This window comes from Okeania sp. KiyG1, assembly GCF_014132355.1.
Classification (GTDB): Bacteria; Cyanobacteriota; Cyanobacteriia; order Cyanobacteriales; family Microcoleaceae; genus Okeania.
Map to the genome: position 1 here is coordinate 1 of NZ_BLZO01000141.1, position 22,849 is coordinate 22,849.

Annotated in this window: 19 protein-coding genes and 1 CRISPR repeat array; of the genes, 4 read left to right on the forward strand and 15 right to left on the reverse strand. The window is 39.2% G+C overall.

Annotation, left to right across the window (positions count from 1 at the left end; genetic code table 11):
* The first annotated feature begins 48 nt into the window (after positions 1-48).
* Positions 49-1,493: direct repeats of the CRISPR family, unit length 36 nt; unit sequence GTTTCAATCCCTAATTAGGGATTAGGGTTCGGAAAG.
* Positions 1,494-2,004: 511 nt separating this feature from the next.
* A complete protein-coding gene (locus tag SAGCYANO_RS33230) occupies positions 2,005-2,682 on the forward strand; it encodes a response regulator transcription factor (protein WP_202223953.1) in 678 nt (225 codons plus the stop codon).
* A gap of 794 nt (positions 2,683-3,476) precedes the next feature.
* The gene (locus tag SAGCYANO_RS33235; RefSeq protein ID WP_202223954.1) at positions 3,477-4,871 is read left to right on the forward strand and encodes a cell wall metabolism sensor histidine kinase WalK; all 1,395 of its coding nucleotides are present in this window, start codon (positions 3,477-3,479) and stop codon (positions 4,869-4,871) included.
* Positions 4,872-5,053: 182 nt separating this feature from the next.
* On the opposite strand, the gene SAGCYANO_RS33240 is transcribed toward SAGCYANO_RS33235, so the two are convergent.
* Positions 5,054-6,199 carry an RNA-guided endonuclease TnpB family protein gene (locus SAGCYANO_RS33240; RefSeq protein WP_202223955.1) on the reverse strand — a complete coding sequence of 382 codons (1,146 nt, stop codon included), beginning with the start codon at positions 6,197-6,199 and terminating at the stop codon, positions 5,054-5,056.
* 286 nt (positions 6,200-6,485) lie between these two features.
* On the opposite strand from SAGCYANO_RS33240, the gene SAGCYANO_RS33245 reads away from it, so the two are divergent.
* Both SAGCYANO_RS33245 and SAGCYANO_RS33250 read left to right on the forward strand, forming a co-directional pair.
* Entirely contained in the window at positions 6,486-6,719 is a 234-nt protein-coding gene (locus SAGCYANO_RS33245; RefSeq protein WP_237396934.1) for an isopentenyl pyrophosphate isomerase, read from the forward strand.
* A 114-nt stretch (positions 6,720-6,833) separates the two neighbouring features.
* Complete coding sequence (locus tag SAGCYANO_RS33250) at positions 6,834-7,055, forward strand: hypothetical protein (protein ID WP_202223957.1); 222 nt, start codon at positions 6,834-6,836, stop codon at positions 7,053-7,055.
* Between the two features lie 502 nt (positions 7,056-7,557).
* Here the strand turns inward: SAGCYANO_RS33250 and SAGCYANO_RS33255 are convergent.
* The 14 genes from SAGCYANO_RS33255 to SAGCYANO_RS33320 form a co-directional block, all read right to left on the reverse strand.
* The gene (locus tag SAGCYANO_RS33255; RefSeq protein ID WP_202223958.1) at positions 7,558-8,610 is read right to left on the reverse strand and encodes an aldo/keto reductase; all 1,053 of its coding nucleotides are present in this window, start codon (positions 8,608-8,610) and stop codon (positions 7,558-7,560) included.
* Positions 8,611-9,174: 564 nt separating this feature from the next.
* Positions 9,175-11,730 carry a DUF4347 domain-containing protein gene (locus tag SAGCYANO_RS33260; protein ID WP_202223959.1) on the reverse strand — a complete coding sequence of 852 codons (2,556 nt, stop codon included), beginning with the start codon at positions 11,728-11,730 and terminating at the stop codon, positions 9,175-9,177.
* A gap of 146 nt (positions 11,731-11,876) precedes the next feature.
* Positions 11,877-12,743 carry a NifU family protein gene (locus SAGCYANO_RS33265; protein ID WP_202223960.1) on the reverse strand — a complete coding sequence of 289 codons (867 nt, stop codon included), beginning with the start codon at positions 12,741-12,743 and terminating at the stop codon, positions 11,877-11,879.
* A 374-nt stretch (positions 12,744-13,117) separates the two neighbouring features.
* Positions 13,118-13,342 (reverse strand): hypothetical protein, encoded by a 225-nt coding sequence (locus SAGCYANO_RS33270; RefSeq protein WP_202223961.1) that lies wholly within the window; start codon positions 13,340-13,342, stop codon positions 13,118-13,120.
* 184 nt (positions 13,343-13,526) lie between these two features.
* On the reverse strand, positions 13,527-13,661 hold the full coding sequence (locus SAGCYANO_RS48355) for a hypothetical protein (RefSeq protein WP_255502795.1): 135 nt from the start codon (positions 13,659-13,661) through the stop codon (positions 13,527-13,529).
* A 142-nt stretch (positions 13,662-13,803) separates the two neighbouring features.
* On the reverse strand, positions 13,804-14,094 hold the full coding sequence (locus SAGCYANO_RS33275) for a hypothetical protein (RefSeq protein ID WP_202223962.1): 291 nt from the start codon (positions 14,092-14,094) through the stop codon (positions 13,804-13,806).
* Between the two features lie 176 nt (positions 14,095-14,270).
* On the reverse strand, positions 14,271-15,296 hold the full coding sequence (locus SAGCYANO_RS33280; protein ID WP_202223963.1) for a hypothetical protein: 1,026 nt from the start codon (positions 15,294-15,296) through the stop codon (positions 14,271-14,273).
* Between the two features lie 1,359 nt (positions 15,297-16,655).
* The gene (gene hcp / locus SAGCYANO_RS33285; RefSeq protein ID WP_202223979.1) at positions 16,656-18,302 is read right to left on the reverse strand and encodes a hydroxylamine reductase; all 1,647 of its coding nucleotides are present in this window, start codon (positions 18,300-18,302) and stop codon (positions 16,656-16,658) included.
* Between the two features lie 904 nt (positions 18,303-19,206).
* Positions 19,207-19,533 carry a hypothetical protein gene (locus SAGCYANO_RS33290; protein WP_202223964.1) on the reverse strand — a complete coding sequence of 109 codons (327 nt, stop codon included), beginning with the start codon at positions 19,531-19,533 and terminating at the stop codon, positions 19,207-19,209.
* A gap of 16 nt (positions 19,534-19,549) precedes the next feature.
* Positions 19,550-19,813 carry a hypothetical protein gene (locus tag SAGCYANO_RS33295; protein WP_202223965.1) on the reverse strand — a complete coding sequence of 88 codons (264 nt, stop codon included), beginning with the start codon at positions 19,811-19,813 and terminating at the stop codon, positions 19,550-19,552.
* A gap of 273 nt (positions 19,814-20,086) precedes the next feature.
* Positions 20,087-20,548 carry a hydrogenase maturation protease gene (locus tag SAGCYANO_RS33300; protein WP_202223966.1) on the reverse strand — a complete coding sequence of 154 codons (462 nt, stop codon included), beginning with the start codon at positions 20,546-20,548 and terminating at the stop codon, positions 20,087-20,089.
* Between the two features lie 819 nt (positions 20,549-21,367).
* Positions 21,368-21,892 carry a gas vesicle protein K gene (locus SAGCYANO_RS33305; RefSeq protein WP_202223967.1) on the reverse strand — a complete coding sequence of 175 codons (525 nt, stop codon included), beginning with the start codon at positions 21,890-21,892 and terminating at the stop codon, positions 21,368-21,370.
* Between the two features lie 337 nt (positions 21,893-22,229).
* On the reverse strand, positions 22,230-22,448 hold the full coding sequence (locus tag SAGCYANO_RS33315; protein WP_202223969.1) for a hypothetical protein: 219 nt from the start codon (positions 22,446-22,448) through the stop codon (positions 22,230-22,232).
* A complete protein-coding gene (locus tag SAGCYANO_RS33320) occupies positions 22,439-22,834 on the reverse strand; it encodes a gas vesicle protein (RefSeq protein ID WP_202223970.1) in 396 nt (131 codons plus the stop codon). The genes SAGCYANO_RS33315 and SAGCYANO_RS33320 overlap by 10 nt, the downstream gene beginning before the upstream one ends.
* Positions 22,835-22,849: the final 15 nt, after the last annotated feature.

Sequence of the window (22,849 nt, forward strand, 5' to 3'; positions counted from 1 at the left end):
GGTGACTCTAGTTCTACTGGAGCAAAATGTTTTTACGTAGATATTTTTGTTTCAATCCCTAATTAGGGATTAGGGTTCGGAAAGTAATGGGTTTGGGTAAAATATACATGGAAGCTGTTGAGGTTTCAATCCCTAATTAGGGATTAGGGTTCGGAAAGCATATCAAATAAAGCTTATCCAAGCTTATAAAGCTACCCTGTTTCAATCCCTAATTAGGGATTAGGGTTCGGAAAGGAAGACGCTGTGTATGAGTTTAGTTACGAACCGGGTAGTTTCAATCCCTAATTAGGGATTAGGGTTCGGAAAGTATTTATGGAGAAATATCCAATGTCCAAGTCTTTTATTGTTTCAATCCCTAATTAGGGATTAGGGTTCGGAAAACCAGCATATCCAGTGGCAACAACGAGTTTCTATTTATGTTTCAATCCCTAATTAGGGATTAGGGTTCGGAAAGTCCCTGCCTTTTTAGCAGTTGGAGAAGAAATCAGGGTTCTTGTTTCAATCCCTAATTAGGGATTAGGGTTCGGAAAGGCATCAGCGTTCCTGATGATGATGCAGGCTAATGATCCAGGTTTCAATCCCTAATTAGGGATTAGGGTTCGGAAAGTACTCAAAGAATTTTTCAATCCCCTTTAACAGGAAAAGTTTCAATCCCTAATTAGGGATTAGGGTTCGGAAAGTTGGATTAATGTTTTGGTTGAGTATCTAAAACTAGAGGTTTCAATCCCTAATTAGGGATTAGGGTTCGGAAAGTTCATAGCCATATTAAAGGAGGAAACAATGGCTAAAAGTTTCAATCCCTAATTAGGGATTAGGGTTCGGAAAGTTATAAATGTGAACCTTATGATGACCAATACAAAGTGTTTCAATCCCTAATTAGGGATTAGGGTTCGGAAAGCCAGCAAATTGAAACATGCCGGGTATATACAGAAGGTTTCAATCCCTAATTAGGGATTAGGGTTCGGAAAGTGGTACCAAGTATACGACGGTAATGGAAAGTGCAAAAACGTTTCAATCCCTAATTAGGGATTAGGGTTCGGAAAGTCATTAATTTCGCAAAAGATTCCGAATTTCCTGGAGTTTCAATCCCTAATTAGGGATTAGGGTTCGGAAAGAAAGACTGATCGAGCTAAGGCTCTTATATGATATCACAAAAGTTTCAATCCCTAATTAGGGATTAGGGTTCGGAAAGATTTCAAGAAACTTTTCGCTTCCGTTGCTGTTTCTGTGTTTCAATCCCTAATTAGGGATTAGGGTTCGGAAAGTTATACAATCAATAGGAGAAGATTAATGGGTTACTATTTAACGTTTCAATCCCTAATTAGGGATTAGGGTTCGGAAAGCAGAAAGCTCTCCGCCCATTCAAAGGATTAAACCGTGCAGTTTCAATCCCTAATTAGGGATTAGGGTTCGGAAAGTATCTAGTGTGGTTAAACCCCGGCCAAAAGGCATGGTTTGTTTCAATCCCTAATTAGGGATTAGGGTTCGGAAAGAGCTACGATCTAGAACCCAGACAGAGCAAGGGTTTGAGATACTCAAATATACGCACCCCTTTGATTTTATCATCAACAGAGCTAATTTTGCCAAAATGACAAGGCTCAAACCCGCTCCTGGCATGGCATCAACGCAGTTCAACGAGAGAATCAGGGTTTGAGCGATTCTCCGAGGTGCGTATGTGGGGTACCATGCAAAGATGAAAAACCACCCATTAGCCACCCTTAACTACTAAGAAATGACCAAAAATGTATTCCTATTTATTTATCAAGGTTCTCAACTAAAAATATACTAACTTTTTCATTTCATCCCTGTCAAGTGGACTAAAAAATCAATTGTCGCTCATCTTTTTGTCAAATGTCAAGTTTTAGTGGCCAGTAGTGGACTGGGACTGTGGGGAGATAAAGACACCTAGAAATAAAAATAAGAGTGCACAGTTTTAGCTGTGTCAGTCCACTACAGCACTAAAGAATTAAGATTAATACCATACACTAATTCAGCAACGCCAGTATGAAAATTCTTTTAGTTGAAGATGATAAACAAGTTGCCGATGCACTCTCGGAAGCATTACGCGATCGCAATTATGTTGTAGAAACTGCTCAAGATGGAACAGAAGGTTTAGAGCTGGCCAAAACTTTTACTTACGATTTAATTATCCTCGACCTAATTTTACCTAAATTAGATGGAATTACTGTTTGCCAACAGTTACGAAGTTCGGGAAACCGGACGTTAATTTTAATGTTGACAGGTAAAGATACTAGCGATGACCGAGTTTTAGGATTAGATGTAGGGGCGGATGATTATGTTGTTAAACCCTTTGATCTCAAAGAGTTGTTGGCCAGAATTAGAGCATTGTTACGACGCCAAGAAACAACACTACCTCCTATTTTAGAATGGGAACGACTCCGTTTCGACCCTAATCATTATGAAGTCAAGTATAACGAGCAATTATTACAACTTACTCCCAAAGAATATGCTTTGCTAGAATTATTACTCCGCAGCAATAGTCGTATTCTCAGTCGTCGTGCTATTCTTGATAATCTCTGGGAATTTGAAGACCCACCAGAAGAAGAAACCGTTAAAGCTCATGTGCGTGGGTTGCGCTCAAAATTGAAAAATGCGGGGGCACCTGCTAATTTTATTGAAAATATATATGGTGTCGGTTATCGACTTAATCCTAATGTCTAATACCAATAGGAGTCATTTCAGTTATCAGTTATCAGTTATCAGTTATCAGTTATCAGTTATCAGTTATCAGTACCTCTAGTTAAAGTAAAGTGAATTGAAATATTGAACTTGATTTTTTCTTGGTCTCATGGATATGGCGCAGGTTTCCTCGCCATCCCACCCTACGGGAAGCTACGCTTTTTCCTAGGTCATGCTCCGCAAACATGTCGCGGAGCGTTAACGTAGTTATGCGCCAGCAAAACGACCGCTTTGTCAAAGGGACATCTCCTTCAAAGTTTTTTAATCACACTTATTATTCGTAACATTCTTTTTCAAAATGATATAATATAAAATCCGGTTATACAGTTATCGCACTTTCTACTTCCATGCAATACAGACATAAAATGCCGGAATATCCCCAGATAATTCCAACTTTCATCCTTTCTTCCTACTGACAAAAAAATAAGGTCTCAAGCCTCCCCTTTCAAACTATCCCTGATAAGGAACTCCTGAAAACCTGTAGATGGGGGGATGGGGAGATGGGGAGATGGGGAAAAAAGCCTCTAATTAAATACGTTTACTCTCCCGGAATACCCATTGAATGGCTAACACATAACTTCTATCTAATGTCTACGTTTTATGTTAAGAAAGATGTCTATAAAGCATAGCCTTTCAAGGGTATGAAAAAAAATCAAGTTCAATATTTCAATTCACTTTACTTTAACTAGAGGTACTGATAACTGATAACTGATAACTGATAACTGAAATGACTCCTCTCATTATGCAATAACTAATTATCCGGATACCTATATAAAATGTCTAATTTTAAACAGTTAAGAACAGTGCGATGGCATCTGATGCGCTTCTATTTGGGGATAATGGTAGCAACTTTAGGCGTATCATTTTTAGTCGTGGAACGTTGGGTAACTTACGACCTCAACCAACAATTTAATGACTACTTACTCCAATTAGCAGAAGCCGCATCTCAAACCTTAGAAATTGTCAAACATGAATCTAATGAACACGAAGAAGGAGAATATGACGAAGACCAACTACCAGAAGAACATTATCAAAGTTATTATCCAAAAACTTATCCAAAACTTGCCGACCTAATGGCAGGATATGACCGCCACGGAACTCTTGCTGTTCCCAAACACCGTCTACTTTATTATGCTCAAGGAGTAGAATGGTTCGATGAAAAGCAAAAATTGATAATTCGAGAAGGCGATCTGGATGTCACCTGGTCTCTATCAGATAATTTACAGCGTTCCGGTAATATTCTAGAACGAAATAAAATTCGTAGTTTGGTTCTGCCAGTATTTTATACCCCCCCTAGAAGCGAGACTGAAAGACTATCAGGTTATATCCGCGCCAGTCATATTACTGGAGTGTTGGATGTTCAGCTAGAAAGACTACGATGGGGATTAATAATTGGTGGCGTAGTTGCAGTCAGCTTAACTGCATGGGGTGCAATTTGGTTAACCAACAAATCCTTACAACCCATTGGTGAAAGTTTTGAGAGACTCAAACAATTTACCGCTGATGCGTCCCACGAATTAAGGAGTCCACTCACGGCAATTAAAAGTTCCATTTCTGTATTACAAAGTCATCCCGAACGTATCGATCCAGTAGATAAAAATAAAGTAGATGCCATTGCCGATGCTAGCTATCGCATGACACATTTGGTAGAAGATTTATTGTTATTAGCACGTCTAGATGGTTCGGTTGCCTTGATGAGTCTGGAAAAAATACCCCTTCCCTTAGATGAAATTCTGGAAGACACTATCGAATTTGCTCGTAGTGAAGCAGAAAAAAAAGATATTGACCTTAATTCAAACCTTGATTCAGATATCTGGGTTTTGGGAGATGGACAGCAACTACAACGGGTATTTTCTAATTTAATTGAGAATGCCGTGCAATATACGCCTAAAGAGGGGAAAGTCACAGTTTCTTTGTTCGCCGATAATGAAACAGCAATTATTGCAGTAGAAGATACAGGAATTGGTATTGCTCCAGAAGAGTTACCCCACATATTTGAACGTTTGTGGCGGAGCGAAAGCGCCAGAATTGAACGACGAGAAGGAACAGGGTTAGGCATGGCGATCGCTCAAACCTTAATTCAGGTTCATGGAGGCAAAATTGATGTAACCAGTAAAGTTGGTGTAGGGAGTTGTTTTTGGGTAAAACTTCCAATTTCTTTACATACTTAAGTGCAGCAGCAGCACTTGTGAGTGCAGCTTTCAGTTGTTTTGCATTAATGGTTAACCAGCATTTTTGTAGTTTATTTAAAGTTTGGGAAACAAAGGTTTGGAGTTTGGGTGATTGGATACCTGGCAGTCACAACCGTTCTTAGAAACCTATGATAATCTATAGAAATCTGTGATTATCTGTTCTATTCCTGCTTCAACCTGGCAACGTCGGCGTTATCCAGTCCACAGGCTGTCACGGTCGAACTGACCGCCATAGCTAAATTTAACGCTGCATTCAAGTCTCGATCGCAGCTAAAACTGCAGTGTTCGCAATTAAAAACACGCTCTGATAAAAACAGAGATTCTTTAACAATTCCACAGTTAGAACAAGTTTTAGAACTGGGAAACCATCTATCAACAACGGTTAGTTGGGAACCATATAGCTCACACTTGTACTCTAACTGTCTACGAAACTCATAAAAACCCATGTCAGCAACAGCCTTAGCCAGCTTGTGATTTGACATCATTCCTGATACATTTAAGTCTTCTATTACTATTTGACTGTGGTTTTTAGCCAAATAAGTAGTTAGTTTATGCAGTGTATCTTTCCTGATGTTAGCTATTCTGTTATGTAACTGAGCTATTTTTAGCTGTGCTTTTTTCCAGTTATTGGAAAACTTGGTTTTATGCCTGTTGAGGTATTGCAGTCGTGATAGTTTAGATTCTAACTTTTTGTAAGATTTGGCACCAACAAAAACCTCTCCAGTAGATAAGGTAGCTAGAGATTTTACCCCTAAATCTACACCAACTACGTCTACTGATTTCTCAGTATTTATGGAAGCTGAGTCTATCTTAAAACTGACAAACCATCTATCAGATGCCTTAGTTATAGTTACAGATTTAGGAGTAACATTATCTGGCAAGATTTCAAAGGTTTTAACCCAACCAATTCGAGGTAACTTTATACGATTAAAACCTACTGATATGGAACCATCTAAAGTGAAACTATCATCTTTACCTTTTTTCTTGAATTTAGGTCTACCAGAAATTTTGTTAAAGCAACGCTTCCAAGCATTTGATAAATACCTCAAAGCATATTGAGGTGCTGTTTTAGAGACTTCATAATACCAATAGTTATTCGGTTTAACCATTGCCACCAAAAGTTTATGCAGGTCAATTGCGGTAGGAAATTTCAGTTTACTATCAGGATTATTTGAATTGTGATCGAGAATGTTCTTAGTCAACCATAGTCCCCAATTATAAGCATGACGGGCTACACCAGCGTGTTTAGCCAGTAAGGTTTTTTGCCGATTATTAGGGTTTAACTCAGTTTTGAATCCTAGTAGCATAAAATCAAAAATAGATTATTACAGATAATACCAGATAATCATAGATTATGTCAAGCTGTTAATTACCCCGACCCCTTATAGGGTGAAATTGGTAGTTACTCAGGGAAAGAAACAATAATGTTAATCGCTTGGTTATTTAGCTGGTTCCTCCTTAGTCAACTTTGGAAACATGAACAGGTTCAGTTTTCAACTATCTTTTTCTTCCTGTTTACATTTCTCGTTGCTGCCACAGTAATGAATTGGCATCCTCTGTTTCCATATCTGCCATTAATGCCTAAATAGGGAGATGGGGAGATGGGGAGATGGGGAGATGGGGAGATGGGGAGATGGGGGGATGGGGAGATGGGGAGATGGGGAGATGGGGAGATGGGGAGATGGGGAGATGGGGAGATGGGGAGATGGGGAGATGGGGAGATGGGGAGATGGGGAGATGGGGAGATGGGGAGATGGGGAGATGGGGAGATGGGGACCCACCCCTAACCCTCCCTGGAGGGGAATGTCGAGAAAGATTTGGCAATGAAGCTCAGATGGAACATTTTTTTATACAGAACTCGAGCGGATTTGATTTCAAAGATTACTTTTGACTTTTGAATTTTGACTTTTGAATTGAATGATTTTTTGGAGGTACAATACAATGTTACAAGCTAGTGAATACAAACAAAAAGTTCTGACTGTACGACAAAGGCAAAAGTTGCACAAATATGTCTCAATTTGTGTCGGGTTATTACTTTTGATGTTAGCAACATTTCCGATAGCATACCTGCGAGTCAGTGGCAGTGGTAAATATAATGCTGGTGCATTTAATTCTTTAACTCTTGAAGAAAACGAAAGACCTGAATTAAAAGGCGATCGCTAACAATTCAGGTGTTGGTGAAGCGCGTGTATGATATTAATCTTAATTAGGGTTTGCTGAAAAAGTCTTTTAGTAGGGGGAGGAGACAGGAGACAGGAGACAACCCACCCCTAACCCCGACCGTGGAGGGGAGGGGAAGACAGGAGACAACCCACCCCTAACCCCTCCCAGGAGGGGAGAAATTGGAATGAGCGAGGAGGTAGGAGTAAGAATTGTAAGAATGATTTTTCTGCCCAAGTATGCGCCTAAAATACGCTCCTTATTCCCTCTTTTTTTGGGATATCTATTACAGCACTTTTGAGGAAGCGTGAGATACAGTTTTAAGATCGGGACTTACGCACGAGGTACAAAAAAGTAGCGTTTGAGATTGCTTTCCGTTCCGGAATGCTGCGCAAACCCTATCGGTCGCAATGATGGAAATCTTTCTACTGCGTAAGTCCTAAAGATTAATCTTTTTTCCCTACTCCCTACTCCCTACTCCCTACTCCCTCTTTTCGCAAAATATCTATTTTAATTGTGAATAACGATGATTATCAATTTTGTCAAATGTACCACTGTACACAAAGTTTTTGACCATATCTGCGTTAAAGAAATCGTGAGGAAAACCGAGTTCAATTTGACTTACTTGATCAAGTTGCTGAATTTGCTCTGCTGATAATTCCACATCCACACATTGAAGATTATCTTGAATATGAGAAACTTTTCTAGCTCCAATTATGGGAATTACACCCTTATGTAATAACCAACTTAAAGCAACTTGTGACGAACTTTTTCCTATTTCTTCTGCAACCTTATCTACTTCTTTAGCAATACTCAAATTGCGACCGCTCTGATTCACAAAATCTTTCATCATTTCATTGTCTAGTCTGCGCTCTTCTTCTACTGTATTAGCTTTAGTATATTTCCCAGTCAACCAACCACTAGCTAGAGGCGACCACGCAGTTACTCCAATATCCAAAGTATGAGCCATCGGCAAAAGTTCTCTTTCTGGAGTGCGTTGAATCAGACTATACTCAATTTGTAAACCGATAAATTGTGTCCAACCCCGTAATTCAGCCAAGGTATTGCATTGAGAAACAACCCAAGCAGGAGTATCAGAAATACCAATATACAAGACTTTTCCTGCTCTAACCAAATCGTCAAATGCCCGCATTACTTCTTCCGGTGGGGTCATAAAATCCCAAGCGTGCAACCATAAAACATCGATATAGTCAGTATTAAGACGTTTGAGACTACCTTCTACCGACTGCACCATATTTTTGCGTTGGTTCCCGCCACCATTAGGATTATTATCGCCCAAACCATTGGTATATTTAGTAGCTAAAACAACAGCTTCTCTTTCCGAGGCAATAAACTCACCGAGAAATTTCTCACTTGTACCGTTAGTGTAAACATTGGCAGTATCAATAAAATTACCACCTGCTTCACGGAAGACTTGATAAATTCTTTGGCTTTCTTCTTTAGAAGAACCCCAACCCCAGTCTTCGCCAAAGGTCATTGTGCCTAAACAGAGTTCGGATACTCTGAGTCCACTTTTTCCTAATAATTTGTATTGCATCTTGTTATGTACTCCGAAATAGTTAAGTGAGTGAAATTAGTGAATCAAACAATCAGGACTTACGCATACTTCACCTCGAAAACGCTATATGTAGGGGCGAATGGCATTCGCCCTCACTCAATTTAGTGTCTGTGCATAAGTCCTGACAATATCTATGATAGCTTAAAGAAGCCATTTGGTATCTTTGTGGTGCGTAAAAATTTTTGAGCTACTTGTCGGTCTATAGGTAGAGGCAATACAAGAAAAAGCGGATGCGACCCCGCGCTCTTCGGATTCGGCGAAGTTAGTCAGGGATTACTTTTGAGATCATGTCCGAAGGCAATCGTTTGTGTAAACCCCAAGGGTAAATATCTACAGGAAATTTAAGTTTTTTTCTTGCTCTTAAATCTTTCTGCTTCTTCCCTTTTCCTTCTTCCTTACCTTAGCTATACAATCTGGACATGATATGACTTCTGTACGGGCGCAATTCGGAGCTTTGCGGAACGCAAATGCCATTCGCCCCTACTGACTTCTGTACGTCGCCAATCCGAAGGCTCCCCTATGCGCGTAGTGCTATATACCTGCTTATCCTCTGAGCAAGAAATCATCCTCACTAATAGATGGGGTATTCGTGAGATTAGCAAATTCACCACCACTGCCAAATTCTGCTTCTGTACCATTTGCATTGTAGAATAATTTACCGTTGTTGCTGTTATAAACAATAACTCCTGCTGAGATTTCAGCATCAGCATCACTGGTAACTATAGCAAATTCAATATTAACGCTGAAACCTACTCCTGAGTTACTGGTAATTTCAGTAAAAGTGCTTTTGTCTAGGAGAATAATATCTTTTTCCGGCACAAAGTCGGTGATGGTATCTACTCCTACATCCTCTGGAGTAAATTCTTGATTGGTATTGAAAATAAAGCGGTCAATACTAGCACCACCAGTTAGAGTATCGTTACCAACACCACCATTGAAGCGATCGCGACCAATACCACCAACGAGAGAGTCATTACCATTACCACCAAAGAGGCGATCGCTACCTTGACGACCTTGGAGGGTATCGTTTCCGTCTTTTCCATAGAGGAAGTCGCTACCTCGACTACCAATAATTCGGTCATCACCACCACGACCATCTATAGTGTCATTACCTGCCAAACCTGTAATGGTGTTGTTTTCATTTGTACCATTCAGGCGTTCGCTTTCACGAGTGCCAGTAATTTTTGGTGAATTTTGTAATTCTACTGCACCAATATCAACCCCCTCTCCTACAAATCTCGGTTCACCTCGTTGGTCGTTAGTAAGTGCGTTGGGATTACTTCCTGCATCAATAGCGGGACTATTGGGTAGGGGTAAATGGGTTAAGGTAGGGCCACCATTGTCAGCTAGCTCTCCAAGTAGAGGGTCGGTAATTCCTGTTTGGTCGTTGTCACCGTTGAAGTTATCAATGGCGTTACCTGTACCAATGAGATTGTTGCCACCACTGATAAATATATTGTTACTTCCTGTAGCATCAAAGTCAGTATTGAAGTTACCAGAGACAATGGTAGAAGTAAGGGTTGTGGAGGGTACAAAGTCAGGCCCATCAAAACCTCGGCTTAAAATGGCACTTCTTTCAAAAGGATCTTCATTGCGAGTAATGGTACTGTTGCTGATACTTGCTGTGCCTGCGTTGTAAATGCCATGACCAAGGTTGCTACTAATAGTGCTGTTGTTGATAGTGACTGTACCACGGTTCCCCATGCCACCACCTTGAAACAATGCTGAGTTGCCACTAATAGTGCTGTTGTTGATAGTGACTGCACCTGAGTTAGAAATGCCACCATCAGCTTGTGCATCGTTGTCGCTAATAGTGCTATTGTTGATAGTGGCTATACCCCTGTTATTGATGCCACCACCAATAAAGAATGCTGAGTTGCCACTAATAGTGCTATTGTTGATAGTGGCTATACCTGAGTTAAAAATGCCAGCACCCAACTCTGCTATACTATTGCCACTAATAGTGCTGTTGTTGATACTCGCTGTACCAAAGTTCCCTATACCACCACCACTGTTACCGCTAATAGTGCTGTCATTGATACTGATTATACCACGGTTCTCAAGATTACTGCCTACTTCAATAATAATATTACTACCAATAGTGCTATGGCTAATACTAGCTGTACCTGATGAGTAGATACCTCCACCACCATTGTATGCATAATTGCCAATAATACTGCTATGGCTAATACTAACTGTACCTGAACTTAAGATACCTCCACCCATACCTGAATCACGAAACCGAAGAAACCCACCAGTGACTTCTGCATTCTCCAACTCTAGGGCAGCACCTTCCAAAACATGGAACACCCTGTCATTGATTCCTGTTTCACCCCCAGCATCAATAACAGCTTGTTCTCCTCCTTGTGAAATAACTGTTATTTCTCCACCACCAGCAAGAATATCTAAATCTCCGGTAGCAGCAGCATCTTCATCACTCCCTGAGATAGTCAGATTATATGTTGCTCCTGCCGTTAATTGAATAGTATCATCTTCCGGTGTACTATTCGCCTCAATAATTGCTTCCCGCAGAGAAGTAACTCCATCACTATTATCCACTACATCATTAGTAGTATCTACCACAATATTTGCCAACACCCCAGCGTAACTTGCCCTAACTTCTGGGGTAAATGCTAACGCTGACTTGAGTTGACCAAATATTACTTCTAAATTCCAGTTACCACCTCTGTTAACATTTCCAGTCAGTGTTTCCGATGCAGCAATATTTGCTCCTGTGAGTTGATGCAGTTGTCGGACAAATTCTTTACCTTCCTTACCACTTGCCACCTGACAACCATAAATCAATATTTCCCCATCAGCATACAAACATTTGCCCCACTGTTGAATACTCTCACTATATTGATGAATATTGTTTAAATTCAGGATACTGTTTCCCAGGTACAAAGTACCTTTTGCGCCATGAGAAATAATATGAATTGTTTCTAGTTGATGGTATTTACTTAAGTTTTCAGCTATTTTGTCTATACCATTTTGATTAGGTTGTAGGATAACTACTTTTGTCTGAGGGTCAACATTTGCAATTAAATGATGGTAATTTTCTACCTTGGGGTCGATGAATAAGAGTTTGGTTTGATTCATAATCTAGGAGGGTTGTAGAGGAAAACTTTACAATTATACCATATCTAGGGGTTAACGGCCGTTAACCCCTAATACATATGGCGGTTATGTGTAAGTCCTGATTAATATTATTGCCCCCCTAAACCTAAAATATACCTTTTATCCTCCTAGCACTGAATCAAAACCCGATCGCCTCTCATCGTTACCGGATACTGTTGCAAGGTCATTTCTGGAGCAGTTAAACATTCTCCGGTTGCTAAGTTATATTTAAAGTTATGAAATGGGCAAGTGAGAATACCTTCTATTACTTCTCCTTCATCTAAAGGTTTAGCTAAATGACTACAACTATTACGATAGGCAATGACATCATTACCCACACGAGTCAAAATTAATTTCAACCCGTCCACATCAACAGCTAAAATACCAGCTTTCGGTATCTGGTCAATATTTGCTAAAGCAACCCAACCTGTTTCCTCTTGTGCAACAAACGGACTCGCAATAGTATTGCTTGCTTTTCCACTAACTGGAGTATTGACCGAAACCACTTTTTTGATTTCCGGACAGTGGGTTTTAATTGCCTGCTCGACTCCCTCTTTCATGGTCAAGGTTGAAGCAGGACAATTACTGCAATTTCCCACTAATTTTACTTCCACGGTATCCGGTAGTTTTATGGCGACTAATTCCACATTGCCGTTATGGCTTTGCAAACCGGGACGCACTTCATCTAATGCCTGCTGAATCCTAATTTCTAGAGAAGGCGTAGGTGGTTTAATCAATTCGTGATAGCGCAGTAGACTATAAACTACTTCATCTTGCACTGCCTGACGCAATGCTGGCATAGACTCCTGTTTTACACTACGAATTAATCGGGTTAAGGCTTCTTTATGTAATGCTTCTATGGCATTTTTCAACCCTTCAACCACTACCTTTTGATTTTCATCCCAATGAGCGATCGCTTGCTCAAAGTGAGTAATATCAGATACTAGAGATTCTAAACTCACAGACTCTTGTAAGGGAAGTTTGGCTTGAGTCACTTCAGTTATCAGTTATCAGTTATCAGTTATCAGTTAGCCTCCTGTTGGAGGAACTGCGTTAACAGTACCTCCTGTAATAGGGAGGCTTGAAAATATGGAATTCTCTTTTCTCTTGGTCCATTGGATATGCTCAGGAGACTAGCTCTTGACAGAGCCGCTCCGAAGATCGCCATTCCACCCTCCGGGAAGCTCCGAATATCGACCGCTGTCTTGGTCGATTGGATATGGCGACGGGACCCGTTCTTGCAGACCCGCTCCGAAGATCGCCATTCCACCCTTCGGGAAGCTTTGCTAACGACCGCTTTTTATTCCCTTAAAAGGGGAAGCTATTGACCTGATTTTTTGGTCATTTTTATTCTTTTCTTCCTATCTTCCTATTGCAACTTCACATCTTTCAGCAAAAATGGCATAGAGATTCCAGTTACAAGACTAGAAATAATAATTGGCAGCAATAGTGTTGTGCCCATTTTTGCCATTGCTATTAGTAATAAAGCACCAAAAGAAGTAGCTATAGTTACTTGTTTGAAAAAATAAAATGGATTTCGTAATAGTTTTCCTTTGAATAATAATTTGGTGCTAAACCAACCTACTTCTAGCATAATTGTTTCTCCTTTTTTCTACTTTTAGTTACTTTAGGGTTAACAAATAGATTCATTACATGGTTTGGAACTTGTAACAAATACTCAAACATTGATATTTAAAGCACTTTCCGTTGCCCGTGAGGTACACCCCGAAGATGGCTAGATTGCCTCACTACAATATTTTCATCATTTACCCTGTACCTCATTGGCCCGAAATATGCTGTATTATCGGTGGTGGTGCATTGTAATGGTGGTCTATTGTAATTATTTTGGTCAAGGACAAAGCAGTGGGAGCATCTTGCTCCCTTGCTCGTATCTTGATTTCATGAAGCACCATTGTTCATCCCCATCTACGATTACGCGAGCAGGACTACCTTCTTGTCAAACCTGTCGTTGCCAACCCTAAAATCTTTGAAAATATTGACAAATATGATGCACCAGATTTAATATTAGGGATCAATCTGCGAGCAATCTTGCTCCTAAACAAATTTTAAAATTGCCAACCCAACAATAACTGCCGGAATTACACCAGCAGGGCCAAACAACCCACCAATCATGGCAGCCAGACTATAACCTAAATCTTTTCTTGCTAACCATATTCCACCAATAGCACCAGCGATAATCGAAATTCCGCTAGCAAGTCCTAGCCAAAATATGGCTGTTAGTAGAGTAATTTCTCCAGTAACTAGGTCACTGATAAAAATTTGAAAGCTTGGTATGGCTTCCAAGTCTGTAATCACATTACTGACAACGGTAATTACGTCGCTCATTTTGTTTATTCTCCTTTTTATTTAGTAACTGCTGACTTAACTAGCTATCAGCTATCAGCTAGCCTCTTGCAGAGGAACTGCGTTAACAGCTTTTAGCTAAAATCGGCGGGTTCGGTGTCCCCCACGCTTATTTGAAAACATTAGTGGTGTGTGTGTTCTGGGGGTAGGACACCCCATCATAAGCCTTGAGAACTGATGGCTGACCGCTGACCGCTGACTGCTATTTCAACATCAAAAACTGATAGTTCGTTTTCTACTGCTGCTAATGCTTCGGAAACTATTGTTGCTCTTTCTACTTCGCTATACTGACAAAAAATTGCTTGAGCTTCTTCATAGAGCATTTTTGCCTGAAGTAGATTTTGCTGATTTCCTGCTTCTGGGTGTTTCGGATTATCAGGTAAGTTATATAGCACGTTGGCTTTATTAGAGATAGTAGCTGCATACTCTAATGGTGTATCTTTTGCTGTACGGACTTTCAAGGCTTCATTATATGCTGTTAATGCCCGCAAATTATTGTCTATCGGATGCAGACTGGGGAGGTATTGTAAGGCATTGGCCAAGTTATTGTGCAACATCGCATATTCGTTGGGATGTTCGATGAGGTTAACTGCCTTTAATGCTTCCTCAAATGATTGTACTGCCATTGCTTGTCGCATACCTTCTCTTTCTGGAGATAGGGTCATCGAGAGATAGGCGATCGCGATATTATTCTGTAATATGGCATATTCTTGCGGATGTTTATCTGCGGTAAATATTAGTAACCCCCGTTGATATGTTTCTATTACCTGTTTTGTTGTTGCTAAGTTAAAATTAACCAATGCTTGTAATACCAAGCCTAAATTCATTTCCGCTTCTGCAACTTCTTCAGGTATTCCTTGTTCTTGTAATATTTCTAGGGCAGTTTCATAAGCTTCTCTTGCTTCGAGCAATAGATCGGGTCCTTCTCCTGGCATAGCTCTTAAGGCTGTTGCCATTCCTACCAATGCTCTTGCTTGCAGCAGAGGATAATCGTTGCTGGATAATTCTATAGCTTGTTGATATAGGCTAATAGCATCATCTAGTTGTTTAGGGTCTTTTGGTTTTTGTTGCAACCCATTTGCCATTTCTATCAGCATCTGAATTTTTTCTGCAACATTTGCTGATTCAGATTCAATGGCATTCAGTGCTGCTCTAACGGAGGTATCACTAATAGTTTGAAGCACAGTTTTTAATAAATTAGTATTTTTAACAAAAATATGTTGTTTTTGTTATAATTATCCAAGTCTAACTTTAAAGTTATTTTTATTTTATCAATATTCTTAATTCCCCTCTTATTGTTTATACTCTTTTTATATTTTTGCCGAATTTGAGTAATATTATCGATCGCATATTATACTAAATCAGGCGATCGACAGAACCAATATTTATGAAGGTAAAGAAATAAGGCAGAGGGCAGCTATGCTTAAGGATTAGAGAAAAAGCAGAGTAGATTAATTTTTTGATGAAAACGACACTATTATTATCATTTACCATTAAAAAAACTGTTATCTTGGCTACTTATTTAGATGAAAATAAAATTGGTATTAATAACCGTAGGTTGGGTTGATATCATGTCCGGTAGCATCGGTATTGTATAGAGAAGGTAAGTAAGAAGGAAGAAGGAAGAAGCTTTAAGAGAAGGAAAAACGGCGTTGGTAAAGCGCGTGTATGATATTAATCCTAACTCTTTAGGAGTCAGGAGGGAAGAATGAAGTTGAAACCCCGAGTAGAAGGAGAAAGTTTTTTGGTCGCGTAAAGGTCACGGAGTTCTATCGCACTCTTATCTGGACATGGTATCATACCTCAAATTACCAACGCCGGAAAAACCTTATATAGCGCTAGATATTTCCCCGACTTTATACACAAACGATACCAACGGACATGATATGAGCAACGATCTTCGGAGGTTATATAGAATCCGGTTATATAGTATATGTTTATAACTATACTTCAATCTCCCCTACTCCCCTACTCTCCTACTACCCTACTCCCCCCAACTATATAATAAGTGTTCAACCGGATTTGATATTATCCGTAGGATAAGCTGCACTAACACTTCGTTCTACCTAACCTACATTTTTAGGTGATTCACGCCACTATCAATAGCTAACTCCTGACTCCCGATCTTAATACAGATGTTCTATTGAATACGAATTTAAAAATTCATGCTATTCAAATCCTGGCGTTGCTGATTCTGGGTATGATGCAAGCCCCCCTAACCCCCCAATTTTGGGGGGAATAAAACTCTAAAAGTCCCCCTTTAATCCCCCTCCCGTCCCCCTTGGAAATCCCCTCCCGTCCCCCTTAGAAATCCCCCTCCCGTCCCCCTTAGAAAAGGGGAAGCCAGAGGATGCTTCGCCCTTGAACGATGGGAAGCCAGAGGATGCTGCGCTTTTTGTTGAATGGGGGATTTAGGTGGCTTGACCAGAACCAAACAATCGCGCATTCATACTTCAATTCAGCAACGCCAAAATCCTTTCTTTACTTCTAACTTCTAACTACTAAATTCTAAATTCTGAATTCTAAATTCTGAATTCTCCCAATCAACCCAAACAAGCCGCTAAATCTTCATCCGGAGTAGCGATCGCCTGTAAATTATACTTTTGGCTTAACAACTGGAACACATTGGGCGAAATAAATGCGGGTAAAGTTGGCCCCAACCGAATATCCTGAATTCCCAAATATAACAAAGTCAACAATACAGCTACTGCCTTCTGTTCATACCAAGACAAAATCATCGACAAAGGCAACTCGTTAACACCCACGTCAAACGCTTTTGCCAAACCTACAGCAATTTGAATTGCCGAATAAGCATCATTACATTGACCAACATCCATCAACCTAGGAATTTCCCCAATAGTACCCATTTCTCGATCAAAAAAGCGGAATTTACCACAAGCAAGGGTCAAAACCACACAATCTTCTGGTACCTTTTCCACAAACTCCGTATAATAATTGCGGTCAGGTTTTGCTCCATCGCAACCACCGACTAAAAAGAAATGACGAATTTTTCCTTGTTTCACCGCCTCTACTACAGTATCAGCAACATTCAACACTGTATTCCGAGCAAAACCAACCATTACCTGTTTTGGTTCTCCATCTTCAGCAAACCCAGGCATCGACAACGCCTTTTGAATTACAGAAGTAAAATCAGAGATACCATCTGTTGTCGCATCCAAATGAGTCATGCCGGGATATCCCACCGGACCAATACTAAACAACTTATCCTCATAATTTTCATGGGGAGGCATCAAACAATTAGTTGTCACGATAACTGGACCAGGGAACTTAGCAAAATCCTTAGTTTGATTCTGCCAAGCAGTGCCATAGTGACCGTAGAAATGAGAATATTGTTGCTTCAAAAGTGGATAACCGTGAGCAGGTAAAAGTTCTCCATGAGTGTAGACGGTAATGCCAGTATTCGCAGTTTGTTTTAAGATTTCTGCGAGTTGTCTAATATCGTGACCAGAAACTAAAATTGCTTTTCCTTTCCGGGGGTTCAACGGTACGGTGGTGGGAACAGGATGACCGTAGGTTTTGGTATGACCTGCATCTAAAAGTTCCATTGTTTTGAGATTAATTTCTCCCACTTTCAATGCTAGGTTTACCCAGTCATCAAGGGTAAGGTCTGGGTTATCCAGGGCAACTAATGCTTCGGCGATGAAGTCATAAATTTTTTCATCTTCTTCTCCCAACTCCTGAGCGTGGAAATTGTAAGAGGCAACACCTTTGATGCCGTAAATAACGGTGAGTTTGAGGGAGAATATATCGACGTTATTGCCAGACTCAGTAAGAAATTTCAGGGAAGCATTTTCGCCTTGGAGAGATAAGCTTTCAGTATAGTCTGGTTGGTAGTTAGCTAAAGCAGACCATTGAATAGATGTATTAGTTTGTTGGATTTTTGTTTTCAGGTTTTCCCGGTGAGCGATCGCCTGTTTGATATATTCAGCAAAGCTTTTTTTGTTAAAGTTAACATTTGTCATTGTGGCAAATATTGACTCACAGATGAAAACGTCTATTTCTCCAGTGGGAATATTTAATTCTTTTGCTCGGAGTCTGACTTCTGCCAACCCACGCAAGCAGTAAACCAATAAATCTTGTATGGCGTTGAGTTCTGGACTTTTGCCACAAGCTCCCCACTGATGACATCCTTGCCCACTGGCGGTTTGTTCACATTGTTCGCAAAACATAGACATAATTTTTTCTCCCGTTTGGTGTTCTCTCTTCAGTCTTTTTAGTCTGAGTTATAAATAATTTTTGTAGTTCAGAATTGGTTGATTTATTTTCTCCTGATTTGTATTTTATTTGACAACAAGTTTGACTATCGTTCAAGACAACACGGACACAACCAAATAGCTTTGCACTCTCGGTATTTTTGTCCTTGTGTTGGATAGATTCGCTATTTATACCTAATTTTCATTATTTTGGTTTAAAACTAACAATATTATAACATATTTATAGGTATCAAATAAAATGAAAAATCGCCCTTGTAGAGCGATACTTTAGAGCAAATTTTTCGGTAGTTAGCTATAAATTATGATATTTATTCAGAGGATTTATCTACAAAAATTGCTTGAAGATGAATATTTAATTTATGGATATATCTATTTGTATTTATTCACAAATTTAAACTTAACTATAAAATATTTTATGTTTCATTAGACATATCCGAAAAAGAATATTTAGGATGAGTATATTACTCAGTTCATCTTTCTGTTTAGCAACGCCAAACCATTAATATATTTACTTAATTAAGTAAGAAACTGCTGTATATAAAAAATCAAGCTCGTATCAATGTTTATTAATAGAAAAAATCAGAGTAAATAACCGATTTAAACTATTAATATCCCCAAGATATCGAACTTGATTTAGTATTTTATATAGCATTTATCATAAAGATTAAGTACATTTACGATCCCCCTAAATCCCCCTTAAAAAGGGGGACTTTGAAAGCTCCCCCCTTTTCAAGCGGTTCCCCCCTTATTAAGGGTAGGGGGGATCTAAAACTGTACCTCATAAAGCGGTTCCCCCCCTTATTAAGGGGGGTTAGGGGGGATCTAAAACTGTACCTCATAAATTAGAGAAATGCTATATTCAAACTTTTGCTGTTTGAGACATTTGTGAATTACGCTCAAAGCTAATCATATTAGCAATAGATTCTGGTAATTCCTGCAAATCATCTGTATCTTGAGAACCACTTAGAGGAGAGACAAAAGTATAACAAGGGTCACATTCACCCGTATCATAAACCTGAAGAATCCAATAATCAGGATATCCTTCTATTCCTACTTCAACAATATACCAATTAGGATCTCCTTTCGTATTTCTAATAGTAAACCACTCATGTTCTGCCTGGGGAATTTCCCAATCATTCCCCAAGAAATCAATGGCTAATTTTTCTGCTTCTGTTTGAGAAAACATAACATTAACTATCTACTTATTGTGCAGGTGTTGTAGCAGCTTCAGGGTCAGGATACAATCCTAATTGTTTAGCTAATTCACGAGCAAGATGGAATAAAAACTTAGCACCATCTTGATTACCATGATGAATTTGTGCTTGGCCAACTTGCATTAAAACTGACACAAAACCAGCATCAACTAATTCAATATTTTCATCTAAAACATCAGGCTCTTTTCCATTAGGACATTGTACTAATTTATCAATTAATTCATAATATTGTTCTGTTCTTTGTTCGTCCATAATAATTTCCTTGTGTTAAAGTAGCGGTCAGCAATTAGCCATCAGCCATCAGCTTTTTCTTTTGCTTTACTTGACTTTCAGAAAAACTGATAGATGGCTAAATTTAAGGAAGAAGAAATAAGCTAAAAAGACAAACTTTCCACTCCTAATTCTCAATTTCCAGTAATTGATAACTAAGTAAATAAGAACAATATTTGTATATTTACTACTCAGTTATATTTCCTGTTCTCTGTTCCCTCATGCCAAAATTTTAAATTAATTTTGCACAGATACTTAATCAATTAAAGTTGATATAAGTTCTTGAAAAACCTTCTCAGCAGAACGCTGAACTACAGAAGAAAGTTCTAGACCAAAATCCAAATTTTCAGCTTCTATTAAATAGACAATTACATCTTCAGGAAAATCCTCCCGAAAGATTTTTCGACCCACTGCTAGAGCATTATCCCAACGAAAATCATGCAAACTATAACTAGGTTCTGGCAATGCTTCCAACTCCGAACTAGGCACTTTAAATATTGCACCTGGTTCAGAACCCGTCGCACTAGCATCCAGAATAATTAATTGCTGAGTTCCCCGTGCCTGAAACATCACTTCCATTCCCGCAGTACCGCAGTCATAAACCCGGACATTTGGATGAGGATGTTCAGTCAAATATTGCTGCAAGCGTTGAGCAATAATTACTCCTACCCCATCATCACTACGGTTCAGATTACCGCAACCAATAATTGTTAACATTATTTATTTGTTAAGTGGGGTATTAGATTTACTGAAAAGTAGATTTTATCTAGTTTATTAACTTTACGTCCTCAACACTAACCCATTTTTTCAACCGTTTTTGTAACCTAGTAACATATATTTGAAGTCAGAATTGGTAGGGGCGAATGGCCATTCGCCCGTACAGAAGTCAAAAGTTAAGTTATTGCTGTGACTGAAGCAGGAGAATTTGAGAATATTCGCGATCGCTCTGTCTACTGATATTTTGAATAAAGGAAAATAGCATTAAATTGTTAAAAAGATAATAATTATAAGAAAAGCTTTAGATTCAGCAGTAGGGTGTGTGAGCGGAACAAAGTGGAGTATCACGCACCATTTTTCCCATTAGACATCTCCAAAAATCAAAAATCAAATCAATTATCCCACTCTGATTCATCAATTCTTTCTCCCTGGTCCCTGCTCCCTCTTTTGGAAGAGATATCTAATAGGGGTAGGGGTGCGTTACGCTGTCGCTAACGGCACCCTACTCACTCTTTAATATAGTAGGGTGTGTGAGCGGAACGAAGTGGAGTATCACGCACCATTTTTCCATTAGACATCTCCAAAAATCAAAAATCAAATCAATTATTCCACTCTGATTCATCAATTCTTTCTCCACTCACTCTTTAACATAGTAGGGTGTGTGAGCGGAACGAAGTGGAGTATCACGCACCATTTTTCCCATTAGACATCTCCAAAAATCAAAAATCAAATCAATTATCCCACTCTGATTCATCAATTCTTTCTCCCTGGTCCCTACTTCACTCTTTTCTGGAGATGTCTATTCAACCGGACATAATATTACTTCTTCCTTCTTCCTTCTTCCTTCTTCCTTCTTCCTTCTTTTTCACTTTGAGAAATTGGTTTAGAAGTTAAAACCAAGTGTAAACGAGCATGAATCAAACTTAACTCTGCCAAACCTAAATCTAGACTGCCATCCAAAACTACTCCAGTATTCAAAATCCGGTCTAATAATTCCAATATAGAAGGATTTTCAGAATTTTCTCCTGGATAATACTCTCCCGACTTGGGCAATAAAGTACCAATTTCACCCAAATCCAAATTCAAATCTTCGGGGTCAATATCAAATACCTCGCACAGTTTAATCACCTGTTCTTCCAACTGTCGCAGACTCTCAGCAGCACGGTCTAATTCTTCATCACTCAACATTTCTGCATCCATTCGCCGAATTACTTGAGCTTCCATTAATTGCCGTACCAACTCAATAACTGTTAACAACAATGGAGCTAACCCTGCTTCAGAATTACTCTGAGATTTGCCAATAGGAATTATTGAAGGTTCTTCTGGAGATGGTTCTGGAGACATAAGAAATAAAGTGTGGGGAGTAATTTCAGTTATCAGTTATCAGTTATCAGTTATCAATATCTCTGGCGGAAGCAAGAAGCTTGAAATCTGACAATATTCCCTTTTTTATCCCCTTAAAAGGGGAGGCTTTAGAGCCAAATTTTTCGGTAAATTTTTTCCCCTTGCTAACCAAGAAAATGAGCGTCATTTCAGTTATCAGTTATCAGTACCTCAATGGAATAGGGAGACAAGAAAATAGTGAATTTTCTTTTTTTTTAATCCCCTTGAAAGGGGAGACTATTGACCTAATTTTCTGGTCAGGAATTACTTCTAAATTCTGAATTCTAAATTCTAAATTCTAAATTCTAAAACGTTGCAAAGCTTGCCATTTAGCAAACCGCCATTGTTGAAGTTCTGTGTGAGACATAACTTCAGTTCTAGCAACCCGCATTCTAGCTCTTTCAACTGCTCGATTATTTCGGCCATGGAGACCGCGACAAGACAAACAACCACGAACAGCTTTACTGCCAAGAATATGTTTGCTAGTTTTGATTTTTATTGCTGTATCTAATCCCATGTTTTACCACTATTGTCATCGTTATTTGGAGACGGACTATTGGTATGATATTCATTATGATATTCATATTGATCGCTCCTAAGTGTTTTTATTTCTGACTCTAGAGAAGCAACTCTGTCAAGAAGTTTTTGATTTGCCTCCATCAGAGAATTGCTTTGACTGCTGAGGTAGGGGTCACTTTCCCACCAATTAATCCCTATTTCTCTAGCTTTATCCACAGAAGAAATTAACAGCCGAATTTTAATACTGAGAAGTTCTGTCGAACCTACAGAAACAGAAATATCTCCAGCAATGACTATTCCCTTATCCAGAACTCTTTCCAGTATATCTGCTAAACTAGACCCATTAGTTGCTGTGACTAATTTACTGTTAGTATTGGTACTCATAAAATACTTTTTGTA

What these genes read in the sequence shown, in the direction of transcription:
- SAGCYANO_RS33270 (WP_202223961.1), bottom strand. Translation starts at nt 13,342, where the DNA reads ATGCTAGAAGTAGGTTGGTTTAGCACCAAATTATTATTCAAAGGAAAA.
- SAGCYANO_RS33245 (WP_237396934.1), top strand. Translation starts at nt 6,486, where the DNA reads ATGGGGAGATGGGGAGATGGGGAGATGGGGAGATGGGGAGATGGGGGG.
- SAGCYANO_RS33320 (WP_202223970.1), bottom strand. Translation starts at nt 22,834, where the DNA reads ATGAGTACCAATACTAACAGTAAATTAGTCACAGCAACTAATGGGTCT.
- SAGCYANO_RS33315 (WP_202223969.1), bottom strand. Translation starts at nt 22,448, where the DNA reads ATGGGATTAGATACAGCAATAAAAATCAAAACTAGCAAACATATTCTT.
- SAGCYANO_RS33240 (WP_202223955.1), bottom strand. Translation starts at nt 6,199, where the DNA reads ATGCTACTAGGATTCAAAACTGAGTTAAACCCTAATAATCGGCAAAAA.
- SAGCYANO_RS33300 (WP_202223966.1), bottom strand. Translation starts at nt 20,548, where the DNA reads ATGTTAACAATTATTGGTTGCGGTAATCTGAACCGTAGTGATGATGGG.
- hcp (WP_202223979.1), bottom strand. Translation starts at nt 18,302, where the DNA reads ATGTTTTGCGAACAATGTGAACAAACCGCCAGTGGGCAAGGATGTCAT.
- SAGCYANO_RS33290 (WP_202223964.1), bottom strand. Translation starts at nt 19,533, where the DNA reads ATGTTTTCTCAAACAGAAGCAGAAAAATTAGCCATTGATTTCTTGGGG.
- SAGCYANO_RS33295 (WP_202223965.1), bottom strand. Translation starts at nt 19,813, where the DNA reads ATGGACGAACAAAGAACAGAACAATATTATGAATTAATTGATAAATTA.
- SAGCYANO_RS48355 (WP_255502795.1), bottom strand. Translation starts at nt 13,661, where the DNA reads ATGGTGCTTCATGAAATCAAGATACGAGCAAGGGAGCAAGATGCTCCC.
- SAGCYANO_RS33260 (WP_202223959.1), bottom strand. Translation starts at nt 11,730, where the DNA reads ATGAATCAAACCAAACTCTTATTCATCGACCCCAAGGTAGAAAATTAC.
- SAGCYANO_RS33250 (WP_202223957.1), top strand. Translation starts at nt 6,834, where the DNA reads ATGTTACAAGCTAGTGAATACAAACAAAAAGTTCTGACTGTACGACAA.
- SAGCYANO_RS33305 (WP_202223967.1), bottom strand. Translation starts at nt 21,892, where the DNA reads ATGTCTCCAGAACCATCTCCAGAAGAACCTTCAATAATTCCTATTGGC.
- SAGCYANO_RS33255 (WP_202223958.1), bottom strand. Translation starts at nt 8,610, where the DNA reads ATGCAATACAAATTATTAGGAAAAAGTGGACTCAGAGTATCCGAACTC.
- SAGCYANO_RS33275 (WP_202223962.1), bottom strand. Translation starts at nt 14,094, where the DNA reads ATGAGCGACGTAATTACCGTTGTCAGTAATGTGATTACAGACTTGGAA.
- SAGCYANO_RS33230 (WP_202223953.1), top strand. Translation starts at nt 2,005, where the DNA reads ATGAAAATTCTTTTAGTTGAAGATGATAAACAAGTTGCCGATGCACTC.
- SAGCYANO_RS33235 (WP_202223954.1), top strand. Translation starts at nt 3,477, where the DNA reads ATGTCTAATTTTAAACAGTTAAGAACAGTGCGATGGCATCTGATGCGC.